The organism is Limnohabitans sp., from assembly GCF_031539175.1.
Lineage (GTDB): Bacteria > Pseudomonadota > Gammaproteobacteria > Burkholderiales > Burkholderiaceae_C > Limnohabitans.
Map to the genome: position 1 here is coordinate 24,555 of NZ_JAVKLQ010000027.1, position 24,132 is coordinate 48,686.

A 24,132-nucleotide genomic window follows, 5' to 3' on the forward strand; every position below is an offset into this window, starting at 1 on the left:
AAAAAACTGAAAATGAATCAGCTGGAAATGGGTAGCCTCAAGCAGCAGGTTTGCTATTGGCCGAGCACACTTCTTTTTTAAGTGCCGCCATGTAGGTGTTGGGGCGAATCGGCGCTTCGCGGTTGCGCCATTCTTGAAGATCGTCAGCCGCCACTTCTTTGCCTTTGCCCATGGCTTTGTCGTAATAGCTCACCGACAAGCGCACCACCATGTCGGTTTTGCAGTACATGCGCACGCGCATCATCATGGACTTGTAGCTTTCGCCGGTGGGGGTTTTGTCATTCTTGGGCAAGTCGGTCAACACCCAGGCGTAACGGGACACGTGCACGGGCATCACCGCTGCTTTGTCGTAGTAGTAAGAAGTGTCTTCGTCTTTCAACAACTCGCTCCACTCTGCCGAAGCCGTGCCAGCGCTCAGCAACAGCGTGCTGGCGAAAAGACAAACTGACAAGAAATGAAACATACGCATCGTGGACTCAACACATGAAAACAACCATGTGTTGGGTATCGGCGGCGCCTTCGAAAACTTGAGCGTTCAAATCAGCGCTCGGAGCACTTGGGCCGTTTCGATGATCAAGGGCAGCAACTTCTCCACAATGAGCGACTCGTTCCAAATCGACGATTGAAGGGTCATGCTCAACGCGGCTTTGCATTCCCCGTGTCGATCTCTCAGTGGCACAGCCACCCCTGTGAGTCCGAAGTCCAAGTTGCCCACAGACACGCAATAGTTGTTCTTTCGAGCGATGAGCACCATTTTTTCAAATGTCTGAGCCGTCAAAACGGCATTGCTGTTGAAGGTGGCGAACTCGTGCGTCGCAATCCAAGCTTGTAAATCTGCGTCACTCAGTGTCGACAAAATGGCGGGCCCCGGCCCCACCACGTGTGCAGGCACGCGGGCACCGGCATAAAAGCCAATGGACACCACCCGCGGGCTGTTGCTTCGCGCGACGTACACCACGTCATGCCCATCCAACACCGACACGTTGACCGTCTCCCCCGAAGACATGGCCAATCGCTGGATAAAGGGCTGCACCAAGCGGGGCAAACGCGCGCCATCCAGATAGCCCTGCCCTAGCCTTAAAACACGCGGCGTGAGCCAGTAAAACTTGCCATCGGTGTCGCCATACCCAAAGTGACACAGATTGAGCAAATAACGCCTCGCCGCCGTGCGTGGGATGCCCGTTCTTTCGGCCACCTGCGTCACCGTCATGCGGCCGTACTCGTCGTTGAAAGCCTCGACAACGGCCAATACCCGGCCTACGCCCGCAATCAAGTCACCTGAGTCAATGGGAAACTCTTTGTTGGTGGTTTTTGAAACGAGCGCAGATGCATGAGGGAAATCCATAGTTTTCACCGCCTTTCGGACAATATTGTCCGCTATTCGGTCAAACAAGTCGAAGCAGTTCGTTGCATGGGTCATGAAGCCCTTACATTTCGTATCCATCGCAAACAGCACCGCACACATCGGTGCGCTCTTTTAACCCCACGGAGACACACTATGAATTCATTACGCCGCGTCCTCTCGCTGTCGCTCTTGACCGCCGCACTCGCATCCACTGGCTTGGCACAAGCCGCTGAGTTTGAAGCACGCAACGTCAAGTTCCCTTCCGCCAGCAACAAAGGCCACCCTCAAGTGCTGGGGGTGGAAAAGTTCGCCGAACTGATGGCCAAGAAAACCAATGGCAAGTTCAAAGTGCAAGCGTTCCCAGGCGGCGCCTTGGGCCCAGACTTGCAAACCGTGTCAGCCATGCAAGGCGGCACCGTTGAAATGACCGTGATGAACGCCAGTTTGTTGGCCGGCGTGGCCAAAGAAATGGCCATTTTCGACTTCCCATTCCTCTTCAACAACACCAAAGAAGCCGATGCCGTGTCTGACGGCCCCGTCGGTCAAAAACTGTTGGACAAACTGCAAGAAAAAGGGTTGGTCGGTTTGGCTTACTGGGACTTGGGCTTTCGCCAAGTGCACACCGGCAAAAAGCCCATCGCCAAGGCCGATGACTTCAAAGGCATGAAGATGCGCGTCATTCCTACGCCCATTTATGTGGAGTTCATGAAATCGTTGGGCGCATCGCCTGTTCCCATGGCCTTCACCGAAACCTACACCGCGTTGGAGCAAGGCGCGATCGACGGCATGACCAACCCGCTGTTGAACATCTTGGACAGCAAGTTTGATGAAGTGTCCAAGTACCTCACCATCACCAACCACATGTACACCCCACAAGCCGTGGTGGTGAGCAAGAAGTTCTGGGACAAGCTGACGCCTGAAGAGCAAAAAATGATGCGTGAAAGCGCGCAAGAAACTGCCGTTTACCAACGCAAAATTGCACGCGACGAAGCGGCCAAGGTGCTGACCGAAATCAAACGCAAAGGCATGACCGTGTTTGAGTTGTCGCCTGAAGAAATCGCCAAATTGCGCGAACGCTCGAAGCCCGTGGTTGACAAGTACACCACCGAACTCGGACCTATCGTGGGCGAAATGTACGCAGCGGTAGACAAAGCACGCAAAGCCAAATAATTTGTAAATGCACATAACAAGGGCGCCGTGATGGCGCCCTTTTTTTTAGTATGTCCAATCCTGATGGCCCAGATCTAGCTGCTAAAGCCTATCAGGGGTTACAGACGTCACAGCGACCCGCATCTGCATGCGTGTCTCGTGTCGCTTGTTCAAGCTTGTGATCACAAGTGTGGCATTGCCATGTGTGAGATTTAGCCAATCTGGTCTCATTTCCGCATACGCGGCAAGGAAGTCCAGCCGCGTGGCTGGTGATGGAAAACCCAGGCATCTGGCAAACCGGACAGCGAGACTGAATTTTCTGCAGCAAGTCTGCCGCAGCGCGTTGAATCATAGATTGACGCGTCGGATCGCAGAAGGCACGGTGGTCGTTTTCGGCCATCACCAGCTGGTTATCCGCTTGCTGCTGGCAAGCAGTAAAAGCTTGCTGAAGGGTGTGCCAATCACACAAACCTTTTTGTACTCTGGAGTCCACTTCACTTTGTGGCCGAAGGATCAGGTGGTGCTCAGGAAAACCGGCTTCGCGCGCAAATTTTTCTAGATCAGACAAACTGCGTAAACAAGCGTGCTGACTTCGTGCTGGGCCTTGCGCCATACCGACAATTTCGAGTTGATGTTCATCGTCGATCCAGACCAGCACTTCAACGTTCCAAGGCATCCAGCCGCCAAATGGGTCGGCGACAAAACTCCCCTCGCTGGCGATGCCCAGTGATGCCCCCGTGAGATCCATGCCAATCCGAGCCTTCCTGCGTGCCGTTTGCAGCTGATTGTCTAGGCGTTTGATCTCCCCCGAAAAAGTACCAAGGCAATCCGTGTCGTACCCCCGTGCACGCACAACAACACAACCTAATGCGGCCTCTAGCGCAGGACCGATCAATTGGTTCTTCCCGTGCTGGGTCAGGAAGGCGACAGTTTTGCCGATATAGCGTTCGATCACAGTCACCCCAGCACAGTACTGGCTATTTGTGCGTACAAGGGAATGCCCAGCAGGATGTTGAGCGGAAACGTCACGCCCAGAGACAAACCGAAATACAAAGACGGATTGGCTTCAGGAACGGCGTAGCGCAAGACAGCCGGCACGGCAATGTAAGAAGCGCTGGCTGCCAGCACCATGAGCAAGATGGCATCGCCTTGCGGCAATTGCAGCAAACAAGCCAGCCCCAGCGCAACGCCCGCATGGGTCAATGGGCCGAACACGGCATAGGCCAACAACCATGGTGACTGACCTCGCACCTGCGGCAGGTTACGGGCCGCCATAAGACCCATGTCCAACAGAAAGAAGGACAGCATGCCTTTGAAAAGGTCACCAGAGAAGGGTTGCATGGCGGCCTTGCCTGACTCGCCGGTCAACAGTCCCACCACCATGGCACCGAGCAGCAGCAACTGCGCGCCATCCGTGAAAGATTCGTGCAGCACCTTGCCCAAGCCAATGCCCGCTTTTTCGGGGCCAGCGGCCAATGCAGCCACTGACCCGCCCTGAACGACATGAAGGCTTGATGGCGTTGCGGCATTTCTTAACGTGTTGGCCAGAACAACGGCCAAGATGATGGCCGGAGATTCCATCAGGGCCATGGCTGCAGCCATATGGCCCCCGTAAGCGATGTGCTGACTTTCCAAGTATTGGACCGTCGTCACGAAGGTCACAGCGCTCACTGAGCCATAAGTCGCTGCAATAGCAGCGGCATCAAAGCCTGATAAAAAATGTTTCAAAATCGTGTAACCGATCAGGGGAATGAGCACAGCCAGCGCAACAGCAGCCGCCAGACCCGCCCCCACCTGAGGCGTGAGGCCTGAATGCGCCAACGCGAAGCCCCCCTTAAGCCCCAGTGCCATGAGCAGGTAAAGCGATAAAAAACGAGAGATGGCTGGCGGAATTTCAAGGTTCGATTTCACGCTGCCGGCAAGGATGCCGAAAACGAAGAACAAGATCGCGGGGTCGAGTAGATTTTGCATGTTGGTTTTCCTTGGCAAGGATGTTAGAAAACCATCATGTATTTGTAAAATCGATTTTTCAAAGCCAATCCATAGGTAAAAGTCTATGAATATCACCTTCCGACAATTGCGCTTGTTTCAGGCGCTGGCTGAAACCGGCAGCGTGAGTGCGGCAGCAAAAGCCACCCATGTAACCCAGCCCACGGCCTCCATGCAACTCAAGGAGATGAACCAAAGCGTAGGCTTGCCGTTGTACGAGGTGATTGGCAAGAAGGTGCACTTGACCGATGTGGGCAAGGACTTAGCCGCCACAGCACGCGCGATCGCGCTGTCGTGGGATTCGTTTGAGCAAAGCGTGGATGCGGTCAAAGGTTTGTCCCGCGGCAAGCTACGGGTGGCCGTGGTGAGCACGGCCAAGTACTTCATGCCGCGTCTGATCGGGAGCTTTTGCAGAAAACACCCAGCGATTGATGTGTCGCTTGAAATTCTCAACCGTGATGGCGTGGTGAACCGCCTGCTCAACAACCTAGACGATCTCTACATCATGTCCATGCCGCCGTCTGACATGGACTTGCATGACGAGGTGCTCATGCCCAACCCGATCGTGGTCATCGCGGAAATGACCCATCCGTTGTGCAAAAGCGGTCGCGTTTCATTGAAAGATCTGCAGCACCTGCGTTTCATTCTGCGGGAGACAGGTTCCGGCACACGCATGGCTGCGGAGCAGCACTTTCGCAAAAAGAAATTCCGCCCAGACATCCGACTCGAATTGGGCAGCAACGAGGCCGTCAAGGAGTCCGTGGCCGGTGGTCTGGGCATCGGCATTGTTTCTCGGCATGCCTTACATGGACTGGACAAGGAAAACGGCGTACGCGTGATCGATGTGGAAGGCTTTCCACTGCCGTCGGCATGGCACATGGTTCACCATGCCAGCCAAAAACTCTCGCCCGTCGCGCTGGCATTTAGGCAGCATGTACTGGCCCAAATACAAAAATGAGCGTTTAAAGGGTCGAAAGCTGGGATAAACGTAAAGGCGCATCCAAATCCAACCCTGCCATGCACCGTCTTGGCGCATCCGCATTGGCGCATGTTTTGCTTAGTCAAGGTATGTCCATACACGCCGCACTCCACCACGTCACCCACTACAGCTACGACCGTTTGGTTGAACTGGGCCCGCAAGTGATTCGCCTGCGCCCCGCGCCACACTGTCGCAGCAACGTGATTTCTTATTCCCTCAAGGTTGAGCCTGCGCATTTCATCAACTGGCAGCAAGACCCGTTTGCCAATTACCAAGCGCGTTTGGTGTTCCACGAAAAAACCACCGAGTTCAAAGTGACGGTGGATTTGGTGGTCGAAATGGCGGTCTACAACCCGTTTGACTTTTTCTTAGAGCCCCACGCCGAAAAGTTCCCTTTCAGCTACAGCAAAGCCTCCGCAACTGAGCTGGCACCTTACTTGGCCACATCGCCGTTGAAGCACAAGCTCAAGGGCTACGTGGAGTCGCTCGACCTCAAGGCGATGAAGCGCGACCCCATTCGCACCATCGACTTCCTTGTCAAGATCAACCAAAAGCTGCACACCGACATTGCGTACACCATCCGCATGGAACCCGGTGTGCAAACGCCCGAAGAAACGCTGACGCTCTTGAGCGGCTCGTGCCGCGACAGCGCTTGGCTGCTGGTGCAAATGCTGCGCCACTGCGGTTTGGCGGCGCGCTTTGTGTCGGGCTACCTGATTCAGCTCGCCCCCGATGTCAAGTCGCTCGACGGCCCCAGCGGCACCGAAGTCGACTTCACCGACTTGCATGCGTGGTGCGAGGTGTATTTGCCCGGCGCAGGCTGGGTGGGCTTAGACCCCACCTCGGGCTTGCTGGCCGGCGAAGGCCACATTCCGTTGGCCTGCACACCTCAGCCATCGAGTGCTGCGCCGATTGAAGGCTTGGTGGACGAAGCCGAGGTCGAATTTGGCCATGAGATGAAGGTCACCCGCGTGCTCGAGTCACCCCGCGTGACCAAGCCCTACACCGAAGAACAATGGATGGAAGTGTTGGCCTTGGGTGACGAGGTGGACCGCCGCTTGAACGAAGGCGATGTGCGCCTCACCATGGGCGGTGAGCCCACCTTCGTCGCCGTGAACGACCGCGATGCACCAGAATGGAACACCGATGCACTCGGCCCCACCAAACGCGGTTTTGCCACCGAATTGGTGCATAAGCTGCGTGCCGAGTACGGCGATGGCGGTTTCTTACATTTTGGTCAAGGCAAGTGGTACCCCGGCGAGCAACTGCCGCGTTGGGCGCTGGGCATTTACTGGCGAACCGACGGTCACCCTTGCTGGCACAACCCCGACTTGTTCGCCGATGAGCGCGTGCCCAGCCACTACACCACCGAAGATGCCCAGCGCTTCACCGAAACCCTGTCTCACAAACTCGGCGTGGGCGACCAATACATCACGCCCGGCTATGAAGACACGTGGTACTTCCTGTGGCGCGAGCGTCGTCTGCCCGTCAACGTCGACCCGTTTGACGCCAAGCTCAGCGACGAAATGGAGCGTGTGCGCCTGCGCCGCGTGTTCAGCCAAGGCCTCGACAAAACCGTGGGCTATGTGCTGCCCCTCAAACCCAGCGAGCACGGCATCGGTCCGCGTTGGACCAGCGGCCCATGGTTCTTGCGCGACGAACGCATGTACCTCGTGCCGGGCGACTCGCCCATGGGCTTGCGCTTGCCGCTGGACTCCTTGCCATGGGTCAGCGAAGCCGACTACCCCTACGCCATCGAGCAAGACCACTTTGCCGAACGTAAAGCCCTGCCCCACGCGGCGGCGCTGAAAGCGCAGTACTCACACCACGCACGGCACACCCACTTCAACGCCCACGTCGCTGGCGGCGGTATGGCACAAGGTGGCACGGTCGGCCTGCAAACCGGCATGGGCAACGACGGTTTTGTCCCCGGCACGGCCCACGCAGTGCCTGCCAAAGACCAATCGGCCCACTGGATCACCCGCACCGCCATTTGTGTGGAAGTGCGCGACCCTGCGCGCTCGAACGGCCCATCGGTCGAACTCAAGGCCATGGAAAACCCACAAGGCGTGATCTATGTCTTTATGCCCCCGCTCGGCCATCTCGAAGACTACTTGGAGTTGCTCAGCGCCATCGAAGCCACCGCTGAAGAGCTGGGCGTGCGCATCGTCTTAGAAGGCTATCCACCGCCTCGTGACGTGCGTCTGAAAGTGCTGCAAGTCACCCCCGACCCCGGCGTGATTGAGGTGAACATTCACCCCGCACACAACTGGCTCGAGATCGTCGAGCACACCGAGTTCTTGTACCAAACGGCGTTCGAGTCGCGCCTGTCCGCTGAAAAATTCATGACCGATGGCCGCCACACCGGCACCGGCGGCGGCAACCATGTGGTGATGGGCGGTGCCACGCCCTCAGACAGCCCGTTCTTGCGCAAGCCTGAATTGCTGGCCTCGCTGATCTTGTACTGGCACAACCACCCGTCTTTGAGCTATTTGTTCAGCGGCATGTTCATCGGCCCCACCAGCCAAGCACCGCGTGTGGACGAAGCCCGCAACGACCAAATCTACGAACTCGAAATCGCGTTGGCCGAAATCAACCGCAACCGCGACAAATTTGGCGCCGACATGCCCCCGTGGATCGTCGACCGCACCTTGCGGAACTTGTTGATCGACGTCACGGGCAACACCCACCGCAGCGAGTTTTGTATTGACAAGCTGTACTCGCCCGACTCGTCCACCGGACGTTTGGGCTTGCTGGAATTGCGTGCGTTTGAGATGCCACCCCATGCCCGCATGAGCGTGGTGCAGCAGCTGTTGCTGCGTGCGTTGGTGGCCCGCTTCTGGGAGAAACCTTACCAAGCCCCCGCCACGCGCTGGGGCACCGAGCTGCACGACCGCTTCTTGCTGCCGCATTTCGTCAAGGCCGACTTTGACGATGTGCTCACCGAGTTGGGCGACTGTGGTTTTCAGTTCGACCCCGAGTGGTTTGCACCGCACTTTGAGTTCCGCTTTCCACGCGTGGGCGACTTGCAAACGCTGGGCATCAACCTCACGCTGCGTAACGCGCTGGAGCCTTGGCACGTCATGGGCGAAGAAGGATCGAGCGGCGGTACCGTGCGTTATGTGGACTCGTCGCTGGAGCGCATCGAGGTGCATGTGAGCGGCTTGAACCCCAGCCGCCACACCATCACCGTCAACGGTCAGCCCTTGCCTTTGCAACCCACAGGCACCGTGGGCGAATACGTGGCGGGTGTGCGCTACCGCGCTTGGGCCCCCTCGTCGGCCCTGCACCCCACCATTGGCGTGCATGTGCCGCTGACGTTTGACGTGGTCGACACTTGGATGAAGCGCTCCGTGGGCGGCTGTCAATACCATGTGGCCCACCCCGGTGGTCGCAACTACGACAGCTTCCCCGTGAACGCCTACGAGGCAGAAAGCCGTCGCTTGGCCCGCTTCTTCCCGTTGGGTCACACGCCGGGCAAGTTGGACGTGCCACAAGCCACCGTGGGCGTGCCAGCCAGCAAAGAGTTTCCGTTTACCTTGGACTTACGGCGTACGTAAGCACCACATGCGGCGACCCCTAGGCGGTGAGACAATGCGGCCACTGTGCCCACGCCTCACCCGTCCCTCGCTGAAACCCGCCCTTCAACACGTTTGGTCGACGTGCTGAAGGGCTTGGCACACCCGGCCGACAACGGGCACTTCGATGAGTTGCAAGGTATGTGCGCCAAAGCCCCCTTGCCACCCGCGACGCCCCCCAGCGCAAGCGCTGGCGCGACCACACCCACGCAGCTGCAGTCCATCAACCTGCTGAACAGCGCGAGCAACGGACCCACCTCATCGCTGCGACCTTTGCAAAGCCTCGCGCCACTGCCAGCCATGACGTCCATGGCCGACATGCCTGCGTTGTCCAGCCTGACCAATTTGGCGGAACTGCCATCGCCAACACCCGACGCAGAGCCCGCCCCAGCGCCTCAACAACTCAGCCCGCCATGGCACACCTTCTTTGACCAATTGGGCACCATGGGCTTGGACGACCTCGACCGTCGCACCCAAACCTTGGCCCGCCAAGTGCGCGACAACGGCATCACCTACAACGTGTACGCCAGCCAAGGTGGTCCGCAGCGGCCATGGGCGCTGGACCTGTTCCCGCTGATCATCACGCCCGAGAGTTGGCAGCAGATTGAAGTGGGTGTGCAACAGCGCGCCCGTTTGCTCGAACGCGTGATGGCCGATGTGTACGGCCCACAGCAACTGTTGCGCGAAGCCATGATTCCGCCGGCCTTGGTGCAAGGTCACCCCGGGTATTTGCGCGCCATGCGCGGCGTGGCGCCCGTGGGCGGCACACACCTGCACATTGCCGCGTTTGACTTGGCCCGTGGCCCCGATGGGCAATGGGCCGTGGTTTCGCAGCGCACGCAAGCGCCATCGGGCTTGGGCTATTTGCTCGAAAACCGACTGCTGATTTCGCGCCAATTCCCGCAAGCGTTTGAGGCCATGCACATCCAACGCTTGGCCGCGACCTACCGCCTGTGGGTGGAGTCGCTGAAGGCGCACAGTCCGGCAGGCGTGAACGCCCATGTGGCCTTGCTCACACCTGGTCCCTACAACGAAACCTATTTCGAACACGCCTACCTCGCCCGCTATCTGGGCTTGAGCTTGGTCGAAGGCAGCGACCTCACCGTGCGTGACGAGCGCTTGTACCTGCGCACCCTGCGCGGTTTAGAGCCCGTGCATGTGCTGCTCAAGCGTTTGGACGACGAGTTTTTAGACCCGCTGGAGTTGCGCGCCGACTCCACCTTGGGCATCCCCGGTTTGCTGCAAGCCGTGCGTGCCGGCAACGTGGTGGTCGCCAATGCACCGGGCTCTGCATTTTTAGAGTCACCGGCGTTGTTGGGCTTCTTGCCCGCACTGAGTGAAAAGCTGCTGGGCGAAACCTTGCAGCTGCCTGCACTCGATACCTGGTGGTGCGGCGAGCGTGCGGCTTTGGCCTCGGTCTTGCCCTTGCTCGACAAAATGGCCATCAAGCCCACCTACCCGGGCTCGGCCAGTCACGGCAGCTTTGACGCTGCATTGGGCCGCACCCTCAGCCAAGCCCAGCGTGACGAATGGGTGGGCCGCATCACCCGCCAGCCCGACCGCCACACGCTGCAAGCCTACGTGCCGCTGTCGCAAATGCCGACTTGGAAAAATGCACAAGAGGGCGTGGTGCAACGCTCGGTCATGCTGCGGGTCTTCGCGTTGCGAGACAGTGCCAACTCGTGGCGTGTGCTGCCCGGCGGTTTGGCGCGCATTGCCGCCCCTGACGCGCAAATTGCCTCCATGCAACGCGGCGGTAGCAGCGCCGACGTGTGGGTGCAAACCCACGCCGATGTGGACCGCAGCACCTTGCTCAACAAGAGCGTCACGGCCACCACCTTCACGCATCGCCAACGCATGGTCACCAGCCGCGCGGCTGAAAACCTCTATTGGTTAGGCCGCTACACCGAGCGCAGCGAAAACATGGTGCGCTTGGTGCGCCTGTGCATCGAAGCCCTCAACAGCGAAGACCCCGCCTCACCCAGCCTGTGGACATGGCTGCAACAACTCAGCCGCCGCCAAGGCCTCATTCCAGCCGGGGTGCCCTCGGCCCAAGCGTCAGCGGCAGAAGAATCGGCCCACACATCCACCCCCAGCATGGGCGCACGTCGACGCGTGTTTGAACGCACGCTCATCGCTTGCCTCGACGACAACACCCACGCCACCAGCGTGGGCTACAACTTGCGCGCCTTGCAACAAGCGGCAGCCTCGTTGCGCGAGCGTTTGTCGCCCGAGCACTGGAACGCCATCGTGCATGGCGTGGAGCAATTCAGCACCGACTGCTCGCACATCGTGAAGCAACCCGAGTTCTCCACCATCCAAGCGTTGCAAACCTTGGATGCGGCCAGCTCCGCCTTGGCCGCCATCACGGGCGCGCAAACCGACCGCATGACGCGCGACGACGGTTGGCAGTTGCTGAGCATTGGGCGCCATGTGGAACGCTTGGGCTTTTTATCAGCCGCGCTCGACTTGGCTGTGGAAGTGGGGGCGTTTGAGTCGCAACAGCACGACACCTCGCAGCCTTCGGGCACGGAAAACAGCTCGCACTTTTCCGCCTTGCTGAGCTTGTTTGACAGCACCATCACCTTCCAAGCGCAGTACCAGCAAAGCCGCGAATTGGCGCCTTTGATTGAGTTGTTGGTGCAAGACAACGACAACCCGCGCTCACTCGCTTGGGTCACGCGCAGCCTGCGCTCGCGTTTGTCCAAACTCGCCGCCACCCCCATGGGCGAGCCCGATGCCTTGGCCCGTTTGGTGCCCGATTTGCAAGCCCAAGACGCCCCAGAACGCACATTAGCGCATTTGTGCGAAGCGGACCCACACGGTCACCACCCACACTTACGCGCCACGTTGACCGAGTGCATGCAAGCGGCTTGGCAGGTGTCCGACGCCATTTCGGCCCGTTACTTCAGTCACACCCAAGACGGCGACAGCGTAGGCGCTTGAACGCAAGGCTGACCACCCCATGCTGCTGCACATCACCCACACCACCCGCTACCAATACGCGCCGCAAGTTGAAACCGCGCAACACATGGCGCATTTGCTGCCACGCAGCTTGCCCTCGCAAACCGTGCATGCCGCAGAGCTGGTCATCTCGCCCAGCCCACACGCACGCAGCGACAGCGTGGATGCCTTTGGCAACGTGCGTACCTTTTTCTCGCTGCCACTGCCACACGAGATGATGCTGATCGAAGCGCGCAGCACGGTGGACACGCACTTCATGGCCTACCCGCCCGAAAACGCCAAGCTCACACCTGCGTGGGAAAACGTGCGCCACCATTTCTTGTACCACTCAGGTTCGGCGTGGGACGCCGCCACCGAGTATGTCTTCGCCTCCCCCTACGTCGAGCCTCACCCCCACTTTGCCGACTACGCCCGGCCCAGCTTTGTGCCCGCGCGCCCCGTGCTGGAGGCTGCGGTAGATCTGATGACGCGGATTCACCAAGACTTCACCTACGCCAGCGCCAGCACCGACATCAACACGCCCGCCTTGGAAGCGCTGGAGCGCCGCGAAGGTGTGTGCCAAGACTTCGCCCATATTTTGTTGAGTTGCCTGCGCACCCAAGGTTTGGCGGCGCGCTATGTCAGCGGCTATTTGTTGACCGAAGTGCCCGAAGGCCAAACCCGATTGATTGGCAGCGATGCCTCGCACGCATGGGTGTCGGTGTATGTGCCAAACGCCTTGCCCGAAGGCGACGAAGGCACCAAGCAAGGCTTGCTCGCCACCCAAGGGCAATGGTTTGACCTCGACCCCACCAACGACAGCTGGGGCTTGAACTCACCCGGCATCGACTACGTCACCTTGGCCCTCGGCCGCGACTATGCCGATGTGTCGCCGGTTCGCGGTGTGATTCATGGCGGTGCCAGCCATACGTTGGATGTGGGCGTGACGGTGCAGCCGGTGACTGAATTGGCGGCGTTGGTCGAACAATCGCAATCGCAAAGTCAGAGCCAAAGCAGCGGACTCTGAAGCTCAGTTGCCCTGCCCCGTTGACCAAACAAGATGTGATGCGTTCAGGTACTTTTTAATAGCCGCTGTCGCTTGGCGGTGGTCTATTGTTGAAATCTTGGCGTCTAACTTGGCCATGGCCGCAAAGTCATACTCGGTGTACAGGCCCTCCGCCAGTTTTCGTGCGAATCCACGTTCATCGCCCAAGGTTGACTGGCGTCTTTGAAACCATGCCTGTTTGGCTTGTTCAATTTGGTCCGCTGAAAAACCGTCATCCAGCACTTTGGCCAGTACGGATTTCAGACTGCTTAGCGCTTTGTCAGCATTACCGCTGGACGACGTGGCGTAAAGCATGACGGTAGATCGCTCGTCAAACGACGAGGCGGCCACTTGCATGCCAGACGAATAGGCCAACCCTTGCGTCTCTCGGAGCTGCTTCCAAATCAAACTGCTCGAATTGCCGCCCATGGCGTACACGGCCAATTGAAGTGCCGCAAAGTCATCCGATTTTCGATGGATGGGAACCACCGCCGTCCCCATCACCATGGCCTTGGTCGTATCGGGCATGACCACCTTGATGGGCGTCACATCGACAGAAGTCGGCGCCTGAGGCGACGGGACTCGTTCATAGGCTTCGTGGGACAGCTTTGAGACAACTGTTTTTGCCCAGACCTCTTTCACATCAGCCGCCGTCAGGTTGCCCACAACACCGATGCGTGCGTGGGACACGTTGGCAAACTCACGCGCACAGCGAAGCGTGTCTTCATAAGACAGGTTTGTCACGTCTTCCATCGAGGCGGTCAAAGTTTTGGGCTTGTTCGCATGTCCGTCGGGATAGTTGTCGAAGCGCATACGGACTTGGCTATCTGCCACCTTGATGGGGTCCATCAAAGCCGCTTGGTACGCCGCAATTTGTGAGGCTTTGTAGCGTTCAAACTCTTGAACGGGCATGAGTGGATCCGCCCAGACCCCAAACAAGGTCTCCAACGCTTCGACAAAGTTTTTACGGGGAACTTCTAAATGAAGCCCATCCAGACTCAGCTGCCAAGTTGCTTGCAGCTTGTCCAGTCGCGCGTTGAGCGCATCGCGATCTAGACCCTTGCCACCCAACCCCATCAACGCACTGGCGGCATCGCACGCGGTTTTTCTGTTTTTCAGGCTGGCAAAATTTCCGTAATCGTTCTCCATCACCCACCACACTTTGTCTCCTTGCGTTTTGCGGGTAATCAACGCCACCTGAGCCTGCTGTCCGTCTAGCTCAAAACGAACCGTTGATTTTGAAATCTCCAGCAAGCTCTTGGGCGCGGGATCAGCCGAGGTCAAGATACTGGGCCACGCCTGACCTGTGACCCTTTTCGCGGCATCCGTCGGTTTGGGGAATTCGAGTGGCGTGGACTTCTCCGCATGTCTTAAGAGCACATCGCTGCGATTGAGGGTCACGATCCATTTTTTCAGGGCCTCATTGGCTTCTTCAAGCGTGACGGCGCTGATCACATCACGCGTCCACAAAAAGAGCCGCCAATCCCCTGCCGCTTCTGACTGGGAGACAAGGTCGGCAACGGACGCGTGAGCATCCAATGCTTTTTCAAAATCATTCAGGGCCGACAGGCGTGCCCGGTCCAAGCTCTCTTGCGTTACGCCACGCGCCGCAGCGTCTTGGATGTGTTGGATGACCGCGTTGGATATGTCTTCCGCGGCTGCGTTTTGATCCGCTTTTGACAAAGCGATGAACCTCGAATAGTCGGTTTGCGTCCAAGTGAAGCAACTGGCAGACACCGCCAATTTGCGGTTCAAGACGATTTCTTTTCGCAAACTGCCCCATTCAGAATCGCAAATCGAAGTGGCGGCCAGATCAAGGGCATGTGTATCGCGCTCTTTCATGCTCGGTAGTTTCCATGCACTGGCAACGACGGTGACACCCGCAGACAAGGACACGTCGGTTTTGTGCGTCGCCGCTTCTGGGCTCTCCAATGTCCAGTTGGCGGGTTGATCGCTGCTTGGATTTTTGGCGACTGAGAAAAGTTGTGATGCCAGTGACAGCACACGCGCTTTGTCAAAACTGCCAGACACAATGAGGGCCGCGTTATCGGGGCGGTAGTGTTTGCGGTGAAAGGCTTGCAGCGCGGCGAAGGATGCCCCCTCAATATCGCTGCGAGCCCCGATCGTCGACCTCGCGTAGCCGTGCCAATTGAAACCGCTCCTCGCGAGAGCGCTTAAGACGACGCGACTTGGCTCTCTTTCTGAATTTTCAAGTTCATTTCTCACCACGGTCATTTCACTGGCAAGGTCAGCGGCCGTGAATCCGGCGCGTATGAATCGATCCGCTTCGATGCGAATCAACTCATCCACCTTGAAGGGATCGGCCTCTACGGACTCGAAATAGTTGGTGCGATCAGGCGTTGTGGTCCCGTTGTAGCTGGCGCCCAGCTTGGTCAAATCATCTTTGATATTTTTTCGCTTGCCCGCCCCTTTGAAAAGCATGTGCTCCAAAAGATGGGCCATGCCCGTCTCACCGTAACCTTCGTACTTGCTGCCAGACCGAACCAGCAATTCAACGCGGGCGTTGTTGGCCGAGGGGAACGGAATCAAGATGATCTTGAAACCGTTGTCGAGTCGGTAGGAGGACAAACCAGCGGCTTGGGCGTCCAAACGGGCGTGGGTCGTGTGATCGACTTGAGAAGAAGCATTCGCGCTGCAGAAAATCAGTGCAGCGGTAAAAAGAATGGCGATGTGAGTTTTCATAACGAGTCAGCTTAACCATATTTCAAAAATCACAATGGGTCTAGGCCGACACCCTGTGTGTCCACCCAAGTGCTTGATGCCAAACCTCTGCCCATAAAATTAGGACATTCAAATCAAGGAATTTCCATGAGCGTTTACGACCAACTCCAAGCCCTGAACATCACCCTGCCGCCAGTGGCGATCCCCGCTGCGGCTTATGTGCCGTTTGTGCAAACGGGCAACTTGGTGTTTTTGAGCGGCCACATTGCCAAGCAAGATGGCAAAGTGTGGACCGGCCAATTGGGCAAAACCATGCAAACGGCGGAAGGCGCACAAGCCGCACGCGCCGTGGCCATCGACTTGTTGGGCACCTTGCACGCGGCCGTGGGTGACTTGAACAAGGTCAAGCGCATCGTCAAAGTGATGAGCTTGATCAACTCCAGCCCCGACTACACCGAGCACCACTTGGTGACCAACGGCTGCAGCGAGTTGATTGGCCAAGTGTTTGGTGACAAAGGTGCCCACGCACGCAGCGCATTTGGCGTGGCGCAGTTGCCACTCGGCGCTTGCGTGGAGATTGAGCTGATCGCCGAGCTGGCTTGATCGCCTTACTCGTCAAAGTCCCACATCTGATGCAGGTCTAACCGAATCAAGGCCTGCAACTCGACAGCCTCCAACTGCATGCGCTCAGCCGCATGGAGGTTGTCGCTGGCCAAGCGGTCCATCATCAGCACCTCCGACAAACTGCCTTCGCCCAAGGCGTAACCCTTGCGCGCTTTGTCTGCAGCTTGGGCTTGGCGCGATGCCGCCGATTTCAACAACTCAGCCGCGTTGCGCTTGTGCAGCAGTTGCTGCCACATGCTCTCAAACGTGGCGCTGAGTTGTTGCTCGGTCCAACGGACTTGGTCTTCGGCGGCTTGCGCATCGGCAGCAGTTGCCACCGCGTGGTGCGAACGTGCATCACCCGACAAAGGCATGGAGAGCATGACGCCCGTGACCTGCTCCGCCCCCGCCCGCTCGCGTGCGGTGAACAAGCCCACCGTCGGATCGGGCAAGCGGTCACGCGACGCCCGCTGAGCCGACAAACGCAAGCGCTGGGCATCCACACGCAACATGTTGAGCTCGTGGTTCTTCTCCAAAAACTCTTGCCGCATATCGGCCAACGACACATGTGAGCCTTCGGGCCACGCGGGCATGGCGGACTTCGCCAAAGCTTGAGCGGAATTTTCAGCCTTGGCACCTGAAACATTCAGGTTCGCATTTGGCAACGCAACCGACGGGTAACGCCGCGACAGCGCCGACGCGGTGGTCGCCCACTGCGCCTGCGCCACGGCGCGTGCGGCGCTGATGCGGTCTAACTCAGCCTGCGCCAACTCGGCATCGAGCTTGGAAATTTCACCTTGCTTGAGCTGGCTTTGCGTGAGGCGTTGCATCTGCGCAGCCAACGCGAAGGTGGTTTGTGCATTCTTCACATCGGCCTGTGCGCGCAAATGCTCAAACCACAGTTTGAGCAGCTCGCGACTGCCTTCATGCACGGCGTCTGCATAGGCTATCGCAGCCAAGGCTTGGGTTTGTGCGGCCAAATCGGCGTCCATGCCGCGCTTGCCCCAAGCGCGCAATGGGCGCTCCAAACTGAGCATGGACTCTTGCACGCTCACGCCCGGCCCCACCTCGCGGCGACGTTGCGCCGTGGCACGCACGGTGAATTCAGCCGGGCCTGCCGCAATACCCTGCGCCCGCGCATTCAACGCATCGCGACGCGAACGCGCGCCGTCGATCAAGGGACTGGCCAGCAAAGCGTCTTTCACCCCCCCTTCAGCGGGCAAATAAGACTGCAACACGGCGTCGGCAGAAACAACAACCTGTGCCTGTGCCTGTGCCTGTGCCTGTGCCTGTGCCTGTGCCAAGCTCATGCCAAGCGTCAGCAACATGCGCCAAGCAGCGCGTGGCAAGGTACGATTTTTGACAAGATATGTCATCGTCAACTTCATGACTTTCTCCAAGGCAACACGCGCGCCAAGCGTGACCAAGGCACAGACGCCATGCCCCCAAAGCGCTCAAACAGTTTGGGCAACAGCAACAAGGTCAACAAGGTGGAGCTGAGCAAGCCTCCGGTCACCACAATCGCCAAAGGCCGTTGAATTTCAGAACCCGGCCCCGTGGCAAACAGCAACGGAATCATGCCCAAAGCGGTGATCACCGCGGTCATCAGCACGGGGCGCAAACGCCGTTCGGTGCCCAAACGAACCACCGTTTCGAGCGGTTCACCATCGAGCAAACGTTCGTTGAAATGCGTCACCATCACCACGCCGTTGAGCACGGCAATGCCCAGCAAAGCGATGAAGCCCACGGACGCAGGCACCGACAAATACTCGCCCGATACAGCCAGCGCCACCACGCCGCCTACCAGTGCAAAGGGGATGTTCAAGAAAATGATGCCCGCCTGAATGGCCGAGCCAAAGGTGAACACCAAGATGGTGAAGATGAGCACCATGGCAGCAGGGATCACCAGCCCCAAACGGGCGGCGGCGCGTTGCTGGTTTTCAAACTGCCCCCCCCACACCACACGCAATTCGGCGGGCAATTTCAAGGCAGCCACGGCGGCTTGCGCGTCTTGCACAAAGCCCGCCAAGTCGCGGCCATCGACCGACACTTGAATACTGGTGAAGCGTGCACTTTGCTCGTGGTTGACGCGAATGGGGCCATCGACCATGCGAATGTCGGCCAAAGCACTGGCGGCCCACACGCGGCCATCGGGTGCCGCCAAAGGCAAGTTTTTGAAGGCTTCCGCGCTTTGACGCGTGGCCTCGTTGCCCTTGAGCATGAGCGGCGTGCGCACCCCGTTTTGCAACACATAGCCCAAAGCTTCGCCTTCGACTTGGTTCTTCAGCGCCTGCTGCAACCCCTCTACGCTGAAGCCCGCTTGGCCCATTGCCGTGCGGTTCAAGCCCACGGTCAAGTACTGCAAACCTTCGGCCTTGGGCGCGATCACTTCGGCTGCGCCAGGCACTTGGCGCACGGCATCGGCGATTTGATGGGCCGCGGTATGGATGGCGTTGAGGTCAGCGCCAAAGATCTTAATGGCCACATCGCCCCGCGTGCCGGTGAGCATTTCAGACACCCGCATTTCAATCGGCTGGGTGAAGCCGTAGACCAAGCCGGGAAAGCCATCCAGCACAGTGCGCAGGCTGTTGATGATGTCGTCTTTGCTGCCACGCCACTCAGATTTGGGCTTGAGCACCAAGAAAGTGTCGGTCTCGTTCAAGCCCATGGGGTCCAGACCCAACTCGTCCGAGCCCACGCGCGCCACGATGGATTTGACCTCGGGCACAGCTTGCAAAATGGCTTGCTGCACACGGGTGTCGATCTCCAACGACGCATCGAGCGAGATGGACGGCGTTTTCTCCAACTGCACCAAGATGTCGCCCTCGTCCAACGTGGGCATGAAGGTTTTACCGATCTGGGTGTACAAGGCCACCGCCACCACCAAAGACAGCAGCGACACGCCATACAACCACTTGGGCGAGCCCCACACGCGTTCACGCAAACGCACATAGCCTGCGTGAATTTTTTGCATCAGCACCGGTTCGTGGCCGCCCTCTTCTTTCAGCAGCAACGAGGCCAAGGCCGGAATCACCGTGAAGGCCAGCAACAGCGACGAGCCCAGCGCCATGATGATGGTGATCGCCACCGGCGCAAACAGCTTGCCCTCCAAGCCTTCCAAGCTGAGCAAAGGCAAAAACACCACCGCAATGATGAGCACCCCAGACACCACGGGCTTGACCACTTGGCGCACCGCTGCCAGCAAAATTTCACTCTTGGACAGACCGTGGCCGGGCTGGTGCGCGGCAAATGCCGTTTCAATGTTTTCGACCACCACAACCGCCGCGTCAACCAACATGCCCAGTGCAATCGCCAAGCCGCCCAAGCTCATCAAGTTGGCGGTCAACCCAAAACTGCGCATCAGCATGAACGTGGCCAACAACGACAGCGGCAAAGCCACCGCCACGACCAAGGCCGCACGCATGCCGCCCAAAAACACATACAAGGTGATGCACACCAACACCGCAGCTTCGATGAGCGCGTGGATCACCGTGTCGGCGGCACGGGTGACCAACTCACCTCGGTTGTAAAAGGTTTTCACCGACATGCCGTTGGGCAAACGCGGCTGCAGCTCTTGCAGCTTGGCGTCTACCTCTTCCACCAACTGACGGGCGTTGACGCCGCGCATGCCCAGCACCAAGCCTTCCACGGCTTCGCCTTGGCCATCGTGGGTGACCGCACCGTAGCGCGTGAGCGCGCCTAACTTCACCGTGGCGACATCGTCAAGTTGAACGGTGGTGTGGCTGGCGGTGGTCAGGCGCAGGGTGCGCAAATCGTCCAGCGTTTGAATGGCGCCTTGCACACGCACCACCAACGCTTCGTCGCCCGCGGTGAGACGGCCTGCGCCGTCGTTGCTGTTGTTGGCCAACAAAGTTTGACGCAGGTCGGCCATGCCAATCCCCAAAGCGGCCAGCTTGGCGTTGTGAGGCACGACTTCAAAGGTTTGCACCTCACCGCCCAAGGCGTTGATGTCGGCCACGCCGGGGATGGTGCGCAACTCTGGGCGAATGACCCAATCGAGCACGCGACGTTTCTCAGCCAAGCTGAAGCCCTCGCCCTCCAAGGTGAACATAAACACCTCGCTCAGCGGCGTGGTGATGGGGGCCAAACCGCCGGTGACGCTCGCAGGCAGATCGCGCAACACGCCATTCAAACGCTCGGAGACTTGTTGACGCGCCCAATACAGATCGACGCCTTCGTCAAAATCGATGGTGATGTCAGCGATGCCGTATTTCGAGATCGATCGCACGATGCGTTTGTTGGGAATGCTCAGCAGCTCTTGCTCAATCGGCTTGACCACGCGCTGCTCCACCTCTTCGGGCGTCATGCCAGGGATTTTGAGAATCACCTTCGCCTGCGTGGGCGAAATATCAGGAAAGGCGTCGATGGGCAAATTCAGCCACGCGTGAATGCCTGCCAGCAACAGCAAGCCAGCGCACGCCAGCGTGAGGCTGCGAAAACGCAGACTCCAACGGATGAGGGTTTCAAACATCACTCGTCCTTTTGCAGCAAGGCGCGCAAAGAGGCAATGCCGGTGGTGGCCACTTGCGTGCTTGCAGGCCATGCCGCTTCAACCAGCGACACATCGTCGGTGGCAGAAATCACGTTCACGGCTTGCGCCTCAAACCCCTGGGGCTGGACCACAAACAGCCACGGTTTGCCGCGCCACTGCGTGATGGCCCGCGAGGGCACCAACCATTGCGATTGCCCCGCCGTCAAAGGCTTGGATTTGGCGTGCACGGTAACGGCGACAAACTCGCCCACTTGTAAGTTGCCACGTTGCGTTACCACCGCACGGGCACGCGCCGACTGCGAGGCATCCACCGCACGGCTGACGGCCAAAATTTTGGCTTTGGCGTTGTGGGTGGCCAGGCTGACCTCGTCGCCCGCTTGCAACTGCGCCGCTTTGTCGTTCGAGAGCTGTAGTTCCAACTGAAGCTGACTGGCATCGGCCAACTTGAACAACACGGCGCCAGCATCAACACGCTGTCCGACCGACGCAAACGCCTCCAACACCACGCCAGACAAAGGCGCATGCAACACCCCCGTGGCGTAACCACCCGCCGCACCTTCAAAGCGCATGCCCGACGCAGCCAACTCGGCCTCACGTGATTTCAAGAGCGACAAGGCCGCCTCTTGTTTGGCGCGGCTCAGTTGCAAGCGCACGGCAGGAATGATGCCTTCGTCCAGCATGGCTTGGTCACGCTGCGCTGCGGCGCTGGCAGTTTTGTAGTCGATGCTGGCTTCGTTCAAGAGCCGTCGCGCATCGCCCAACATGGGGCTGGTGAACTGGGCCAAAGGCGCACCGCTTTTGACCGCATCGCCCACACCCACCATCAAACGCGACAGTTGTCCGGCATAGGGGGCGGAGACGGTGAAGGCTTTGCCAGGCGGTGTCACCACCGTGGCACTGGCCAACACCTGGCCTTTGCCAGACGCTTGCACGGCGGTGACTTGCACGCCCAACGCCGCTTGTTGTTTGGCATCCACCAGCAGACGCGTGGGGGCCTGCGCATGGGCCATCGCGCCCCACATGCACAGCGCCAACAGACTTAATTTCAAAGGATGGAACATCACGAACTCGCCTCTCGATTTTCAAATTTTCAAACCCTGCACGCACCAGATCGGTTGCGCGCAAGCCGTTGATCACATGAAATACAAAGGTGGCGCGTGGGCCAACGGCGGCATGCCAGCCGCGAAAATGTGTGGTCGCTCTTGGGCATAGCGCCATGAATGGCGACCGTGTGCAGAGGTGAGACGTGAAACAGCCAACACCGCCAGCACAAACGCAAGGCAAGCGGCGACGGTGTTGGGGTCGTCTTTCGATGCTTGGGCCGCTTCAACGGTTTGGCGCGCGTGTGAAGCGGTGACGCCAAGAGCCGCCGACTCTTCTTCGCTGCTCGACGTGGCATGGGGAATCAACGCGCTGAAGGGCGCGTCTGTGTGCGAAACCACTTGGCTGATACCGTCCACATGAAACCCCGTGAGACGTGAGTTGCCGTAATGGGCGTGCAAAAACGGCCCCAACGCCAACAAGGCCATGAGGGCCAAAGTCAGGGCTACGCTGACAATTTTTAAAAACCACGCTTGTTTTGACACACCTCAATTCTAAGTCTGCACATGACAAAACGATGAAGTAGCATGCTTTGACGCTTTGATTGATCTATGAATTCAATTCCCATCTCCGCCTTCATCAGTGTGTGTGTGGCCTTTGGTGTCGGCCTTTTGATCGGCGCCGAACGCGAGCGCAGCAAAGGCAGTGGCCCTCACCGCCGTGCAGCAGGCATTCGAACCTTCACCGTCAGCAGCGTGCTGGGCGCCGTGGCCATGCTGCTCGGCGACACGACCTTGCTGTGGATTGCCACCGCGTTCATCGGCAGCTTGATGTGTGTGGCCTATTTACGCACCCATACCGACGATCCGGGGGTGACCACAGAAATCACGCTGGTGATGTGTTGCGTCTTAGGCGGCTTGGCCGTTCCCGAACCGGCGATGGCCGCAGGCATTGGCGCAGGCATCGCCTTGCTGCTGGCCAACAAGCACCAGCTGCACCGGTGGGTTGGCAATTGGCTGAGCGAGGGTGAGTTGCACGATGTGTTGGTATTTTCTGCCGTCGCGTTGATCGCCCTGCCCTTGGCGCCCAACCGATTCATGGGTCCGTTCGACGCCCTCAACCCGCACGCATTGACGATGTTGGTGGTGTTGATCATGGCCGTTCATGGCTTGGGCAACGTGGCCCTGCGTGCGTTGGGCCCCACGCGGGGCTTGCCCTTGGCTGGGTTTGTGGGGGGCTTTGTGTCCAGCACCGCCACCATTTATGCCATGGGCTTACGCACCCGCGAACACACAGCCTCTATGCACACCGCGGTCACAGGCGCCGCGCTGTCGAATGTGGCGACCGTCATTCAGCTGGCCGTTTGGACCCTCTTGATCGCGCCAGACGTGATCCTTCACTTGGCTTGGCCTTTGGCACTCAGCGCAGCAGGCTCTGTCGTTTATGGATGGGCGTTTTACGCGCTGTCTAAAGAAAATGAAGGCCGTGGGAATGCCCCAATTCAGCAAGGTAGAGCATTTGATTTGAAGTCAGCCGTGGCATTCACCAGTTTGCTGACGGGCATTTTGCTGCTGTCCGCTGCTTTGCATGCTTGGCTGGGATCGAATGCGCTGTGGCCGACGGCCGCAATCACGGGCTTTGCCGATGCACATGCTGGGGCACTCACGGCGTTATCGCTGGTTGCCAATCACAAAATCACACAAGAACAGGCTGTTTGGCCCGTGCTGCTCAGCCTGTCGACCAACGCCATGTCTAAGGCGTTGGTGGCGTTTCAAAGTGGGGGGTGGCACTACGCGGCACGCGTGGTACCGAGTTTGCTGTGCTTGGTGGGCGCCGCGTGGTTGGGCGCCTGGCTGACTTAAATCAGGCTTTGGCAGCCCGGAAACCCGAGTAAAGACGCGATGCGGGACGACTGCGTTGCTCGGCATCTTGTGCCAATTGAGCACGAATACGATCAAAAGTGGCCTTGATGCCCGACTTTTCGGCTGAAATTGACTTAAAACGACGTTCCACCGCAACATCGGGGGGATCGATCCGAAACACTGACTTGTCCATTGTGGCTCCTCAGAACTTAGTCAGCAAACAACGCCCGACCTCGCAATTTGGTGGACAGTTGATTTAAAAAAATGGCGGATTCAAGGACGAAGTGCAACACGCTTTAACGAGGCATGGAATACCTCGTGAGGTGTCTTGAATCCTAGTCGCTTTCTGGGGCGATGATTCAATCGGTTTTCAATCATAGTCAATTCCTCATCCGTCACGGTT

The 24,132-nt window shown here is 58.6% G+C and carries 17 protein-coding genes; 7 read left to right on the forward strand and 10 right to left on the reverse strand.

All coding sequences use genetic code 11. The annotated features are described in order from the left end of the window. Nucleotides 1–37: 37 nt before the first annotated feature. Complete coding sequence (locus RMS95_RS04870) at nt 38–469, reverse strand: surface-adhesin E family protein (RefSeq protein WP_310644082.1); 432 nt, start codon at nt 467–469, stop codon at nt 38–40. A gap of 66 nt (nt 470–535) precedes the next feature. Further along, nucleotides 536–1,345, reverse strand: a complete 810-nt coding sequence (locus RMS95_RS04875) for an IclR family transcriptional regulator C-terminal domain-containing protein (protein ID WP_310644084.1) — start codon at nt 1,343–1,345, stop codon at nt 536–538. Between the two features lie 153 nt (nt 1,346–1,498). Between RMS95_RS04875 and RMS95_RS04880 the strand changes: the two genes are divergently transcribed. Beyond that, nucleotides 1,499–2,515, forward strand: a complete 1,017-nt coding sequence (locus RMS95_RS04880) for a TRAP transporter substrate-binding protein (RefSeq protein WP_310644086.1) — start codon at nt 1,499–1,501, stop codon at nt 2,513–2,515. A 91-nt stretch (nt 2,516–2,606) separates the two neighbouring features. Here RMS95_RS04880 and RMS95_RS04885 read toward each other — a convergent pair whose 3' ends face one another. Further along, nucleotides 2,607–3,449 carry a DUF6671 family protein gene (locus RMS95_RS04885; protein WP_310644088.1) on the reverse strand — a complete coding sequence of 281 codons (843 nt, stop codon included), beginning with the start codon at nt 3,447–3,449 and terminating at the stop codon, nt 2,607–2,609. A 2-nt stretch (nt 3,450–3,451) separates the two neighbouring features. Then, nucleotides 3,452–4,465 (reverse strand): sodium-dependent bicarbonate transport family permease, encoded by a 1,014-nt coding sequence (locus RMS95_RS04890; RefSeq protein ID WP_310644090.1) that lies wholly within the window; start codon nt 4,463–4,465, stop codon nt 3,452–3,454. A gap of 85 nt (nt 4,466–4,550) precedes the next feature. Here RMS95_RS04890 and RMS95_RS04895 point away from each other — a divergent pair, with 85 nt between their 5' ends. From RMS95_RS04895 to RMS95_RS04910, 4 genes are all read left to right on the forward strand, one after another. Then, nucleotides 4,551–5,441 carry a LysR family transcriptional regulator gene (locus tag RMS95_RS04895; protein WP_310644092.1) on the forward strand — a complete coding sequence of 297 codons (891 nt, stop codon included), beginning with the start codon at nt 4,551–4,553 and terminating at the stop codon, nt 5,439–5,441. Between the two features lie 110 nt (nt 5,442–5,551). Next, a complete protein-coding gene (locus tag RMS95_RS04900; RefSeq protein ID WP_310644109.1) occupies nt 5,552–9,022 on the forward strand; it encodes a transglutaminase family protein in 3,471 nt (1,156 codons plus the stop codon). 159 nt (nt 9,023–9,181) lie between these two features. Beyond that, nucleotides 9,182–11,986, forward strand: a complete 2,805-nt coding sequence (locus tag RMS95_RS04905; protein ID WP_310644112.1) for a circularly permuted type 2 ATP-grasp protein — start codon at nt 9,182–9,184, stop codon at nt 11,984–11,986. 19 nt (nt 11,987–12,005) lie between these two features. Then, the gene (locus RMS95_RS04910; protein ID WP_310644094.1) at nt 12,006–13,010 is read left to right on the forward strand and encodes a transglutaminase family protein; all 1,005 of its coding nucleotides are present in this window, start codon (nt 12,006–12,008) and stop codon (nt 13,008–13,010) included. A gap of 3 nt (nt 13,011–13,013) precedes the next feature. On the opposite strand, the gene RMS95_RS04915 is transcribed toward RMS95_RS04910, so the two are convergent. Then, nucleotides 13,014–15,731, reverse strand: a complete 2,718-nt coding sequence (locus RMS95_RS04915) for an insulinase family protein (RefSeq protein WP_310644095.1) — start codon at nt 15,729–15,731, stop codon at nt 13,014–13,016. A gap of 126 nt (nt 15,732–15,857) precedes the next feature. Between RMS95_RS04915 and RMS95_RS04920 the strand changes: the two genes are divergently transcribed. Beyond that, complete coding sequence (locus RMS95_RS04920; RefSeq protein ID WP_310644097.1) at nt 15,858–16,313, forward strand: RidA family protein; 456 nt, start codon at nt 15,858–15,860, stop codon at nt 16,311–16,313. A 5-nt stretch (nt 16,314–16,318) separates the two neighbouring features. Here the strand turns inward: RMS95_RS04920 and RMS95_RS04925 are convergent, their stop codons facing one another. The 4 genes from RMS95_RS04925 to RMS95_RS04940 all read right to left on the reverse strand — a co-directional run bounded on the left by RMS95_RS04925 (nt 16,319) and on the right by RMS95_RS04940 (nt 22,412). Continuing rightward, nucleotides 16,319–17,701: a TolC family protein gene (locus tag RMS95_RS04925; RefSeq protein WP_310644099.1), complete on the reverse strand. Its 1,383-nt coding sequence runs from the start codon at nt 17,699–17,701 to the stop codon at nt 16,319–16,321. Continuing rightward, nucleotides 17,698–20,805, reverse strand: a complete 3,108-nt coding sequence (locus tag RMS95_RS04930; protein WP_310644100.1) for a CusA/CzcA family heavy metal efflux RND transporter — start codon at nt 20,803–20,805, stop codon at nt 17,698–17,700. The genes RMS95_RS04925 and RMS95_RS04930 overlap by 4 nt, the downstream gene beginning before the upstream one ends. Further along, complete coding sequence (locus tag RMS95_RS04935) at nt 20,805–21,887, reverse strand: efflux RND transporter periplasmic adaptor subunit (protein WP_310644102.1); 1,083 nt, start codon at nt 21,885–21,887, stop codon at nt 20,805–20,807. The genes RMS95_RS04930 and RMS95_RS04935 overlap by 1 nt, the downstream gene beginning before the upstream one ends. 72 nt (nt 21,888–21,959) lie before the next feature. Next, nucleotides 21,960–22,412: a hypothetical protein gene (locus tag RMS95_RS04940; protein WP_310644104.1), complete on the reverse strand. Its 453-nt coding sequence runs from the start codon at nt 22,410–22,412 to the stop codon at nt 21,960–21,962. A 66-nt stretch (nt 22,413–22,478) separates the two neighbouring features. On the opposite strand from RMS95_RS04940, the gene RMS95_RS04945 reads away from it, so the two are divergent. Beyond that, nucleotides 22,479–23,729 carry a DUF4010 domain-containing protein gene (locus RMS95_RS04945; protein ID WP_310644106.1) on the forward strand — a complete coding sequence of 417 codons (1,251 nt, stop codon included), beginning with the start codon at nt 22,479–22,481 and terminating at the stop codon, nt 23,727–23,729. A 1-nt stretch (nt 23,730) separates the two neighbouring features. On the opposite strand, the gene RMS95_RS04950 is transcribed toward RMS95_RS04945, so the two are convergent. Next, entirely contained in the window at nt 23,731–23,922 is a 192-nt protein-coding gene (locus tag RMS95_RS04950; RefSeq protein WP_310644107.1) for a hypothetical protein, read from the reverse strand. Between the last annotated feature and the right edge of the window lie 210 nt (nt 23,923–24,132).

What these genes read in the sequence shown, in the direction of transcription:
- RMS95_RS04870 (WP_310644082.1), bottom strand. Translation starts at nt 469, where the DNA reads ATGCGTATGTTTCATTTCTTGTCAGTTTGTCTTTTCGCCAGCACGCTG.
- RMS95_RS04875 (WP_310644084.1), bottom strand. Translation starts at nt 1,345, where the DNA reads ATGGATTTCCCTCATGCATCTGCGCTCGTTTCAAAAACCACCAACAAA.
- RMS95_RS04880 (WP_310644086.1), top strand. Translation starts at nt 1,499, where the DNA reads ATGAATTCATTACGCCGCGTCCTCTCGCTGTCGCTCTTGACCGCCGCA.
- RMS95_RS04890 (WP_310644090.1), bottom strand. Translation starts at nt 4,465, where the DNA reads ATGCAAAATCTACTCGACCCCGCGATCTTGTTCTTCGTTTTCGGCATC.
- RMS95_RS04895 (WP_310644092.1), top strand. Translation starts at nt 4,551, where the DNA reads ATGAATATCACCTTCCGACAATTGCGCTTGTTTCAGGCGCTGGCTGAA.
- RMS95_RS04900 (WP_310644109.1), top strand. Translation starts at nt 5,552, where the DNA reads ATGTCCATACACGCCGCACTCCACCACGTCACCCACTACAGCTACGAC.
- RMS95_RS04905 (WP_310644112.1), top strand. Translation starts at nt 9,182, where the DNA reads ATGTGCGCCAAAGCCCCCTTGCCACCCGCGACGCCCCCCAGCGCAAGC.
- RMS95_RS04910 (WP_310644094.1), top strand. Translation starts at nt 12,006, where the DNA reads ATGCTGCTGCACATCACCCACACCACCCGCTACCAATACGCGCCGCAA.
- RMS95_RS04915 (WP_310644095.1), bottom strand. Translation starts at nt 15,731, where the DNA reads ATGAAAACTCACATCGCCATTCTTTTTACCGCTGCACTGATTTTCTGC.
- RMS95_RS04920 (WP_310644097.1), top strand. Translation starts at nt 15,858, where the DNA reads ATGAGCGTTTACGACCAACTCCAAGCCCTGAACATCACCCTGCCGCCA.
- RMS95_RS04925 (WP_310644099.1), bottom strand. Translation starts at nt 17,701, where the DNA reads ATGAAGTTGACGATGACATATCTTGTCAAAAATCGTACCTTGCCACGC.
- RMS95_RS04930 (WP_310644100.1), bottom strand. Translation starts at nt 20,805, where the DNA reads ATGTTTGAAACCCTCATCCGTTGGAGTCTGCGTTTTCGCAGCCTCACG.
- RMS95_RS04935 (WP_310644102.1), bottom strand. Translation starts at nt 21,887, where the DNA reads ATGTTCCATCCTTTGAAATTAAGTCTGTTGGCGCTGTGCATGTGGGGC.
- RMS95_RS04945 (WP_310644106.1), top strand. Translation starts at nt 22,479, where the DNA reads ATGAATTCAATTCCCATCTCCGCCTTCATCAGTGTGTGTGTGGCCTTT.
- RMS95_RS04950 (WP_310644107.1), bottom strand. Translation starts at nt 23,922, where the DNA reads ATGGACAAGTCAGTGTTTCGGATCGATCCCCCCGATGTTGCGGTGGAA.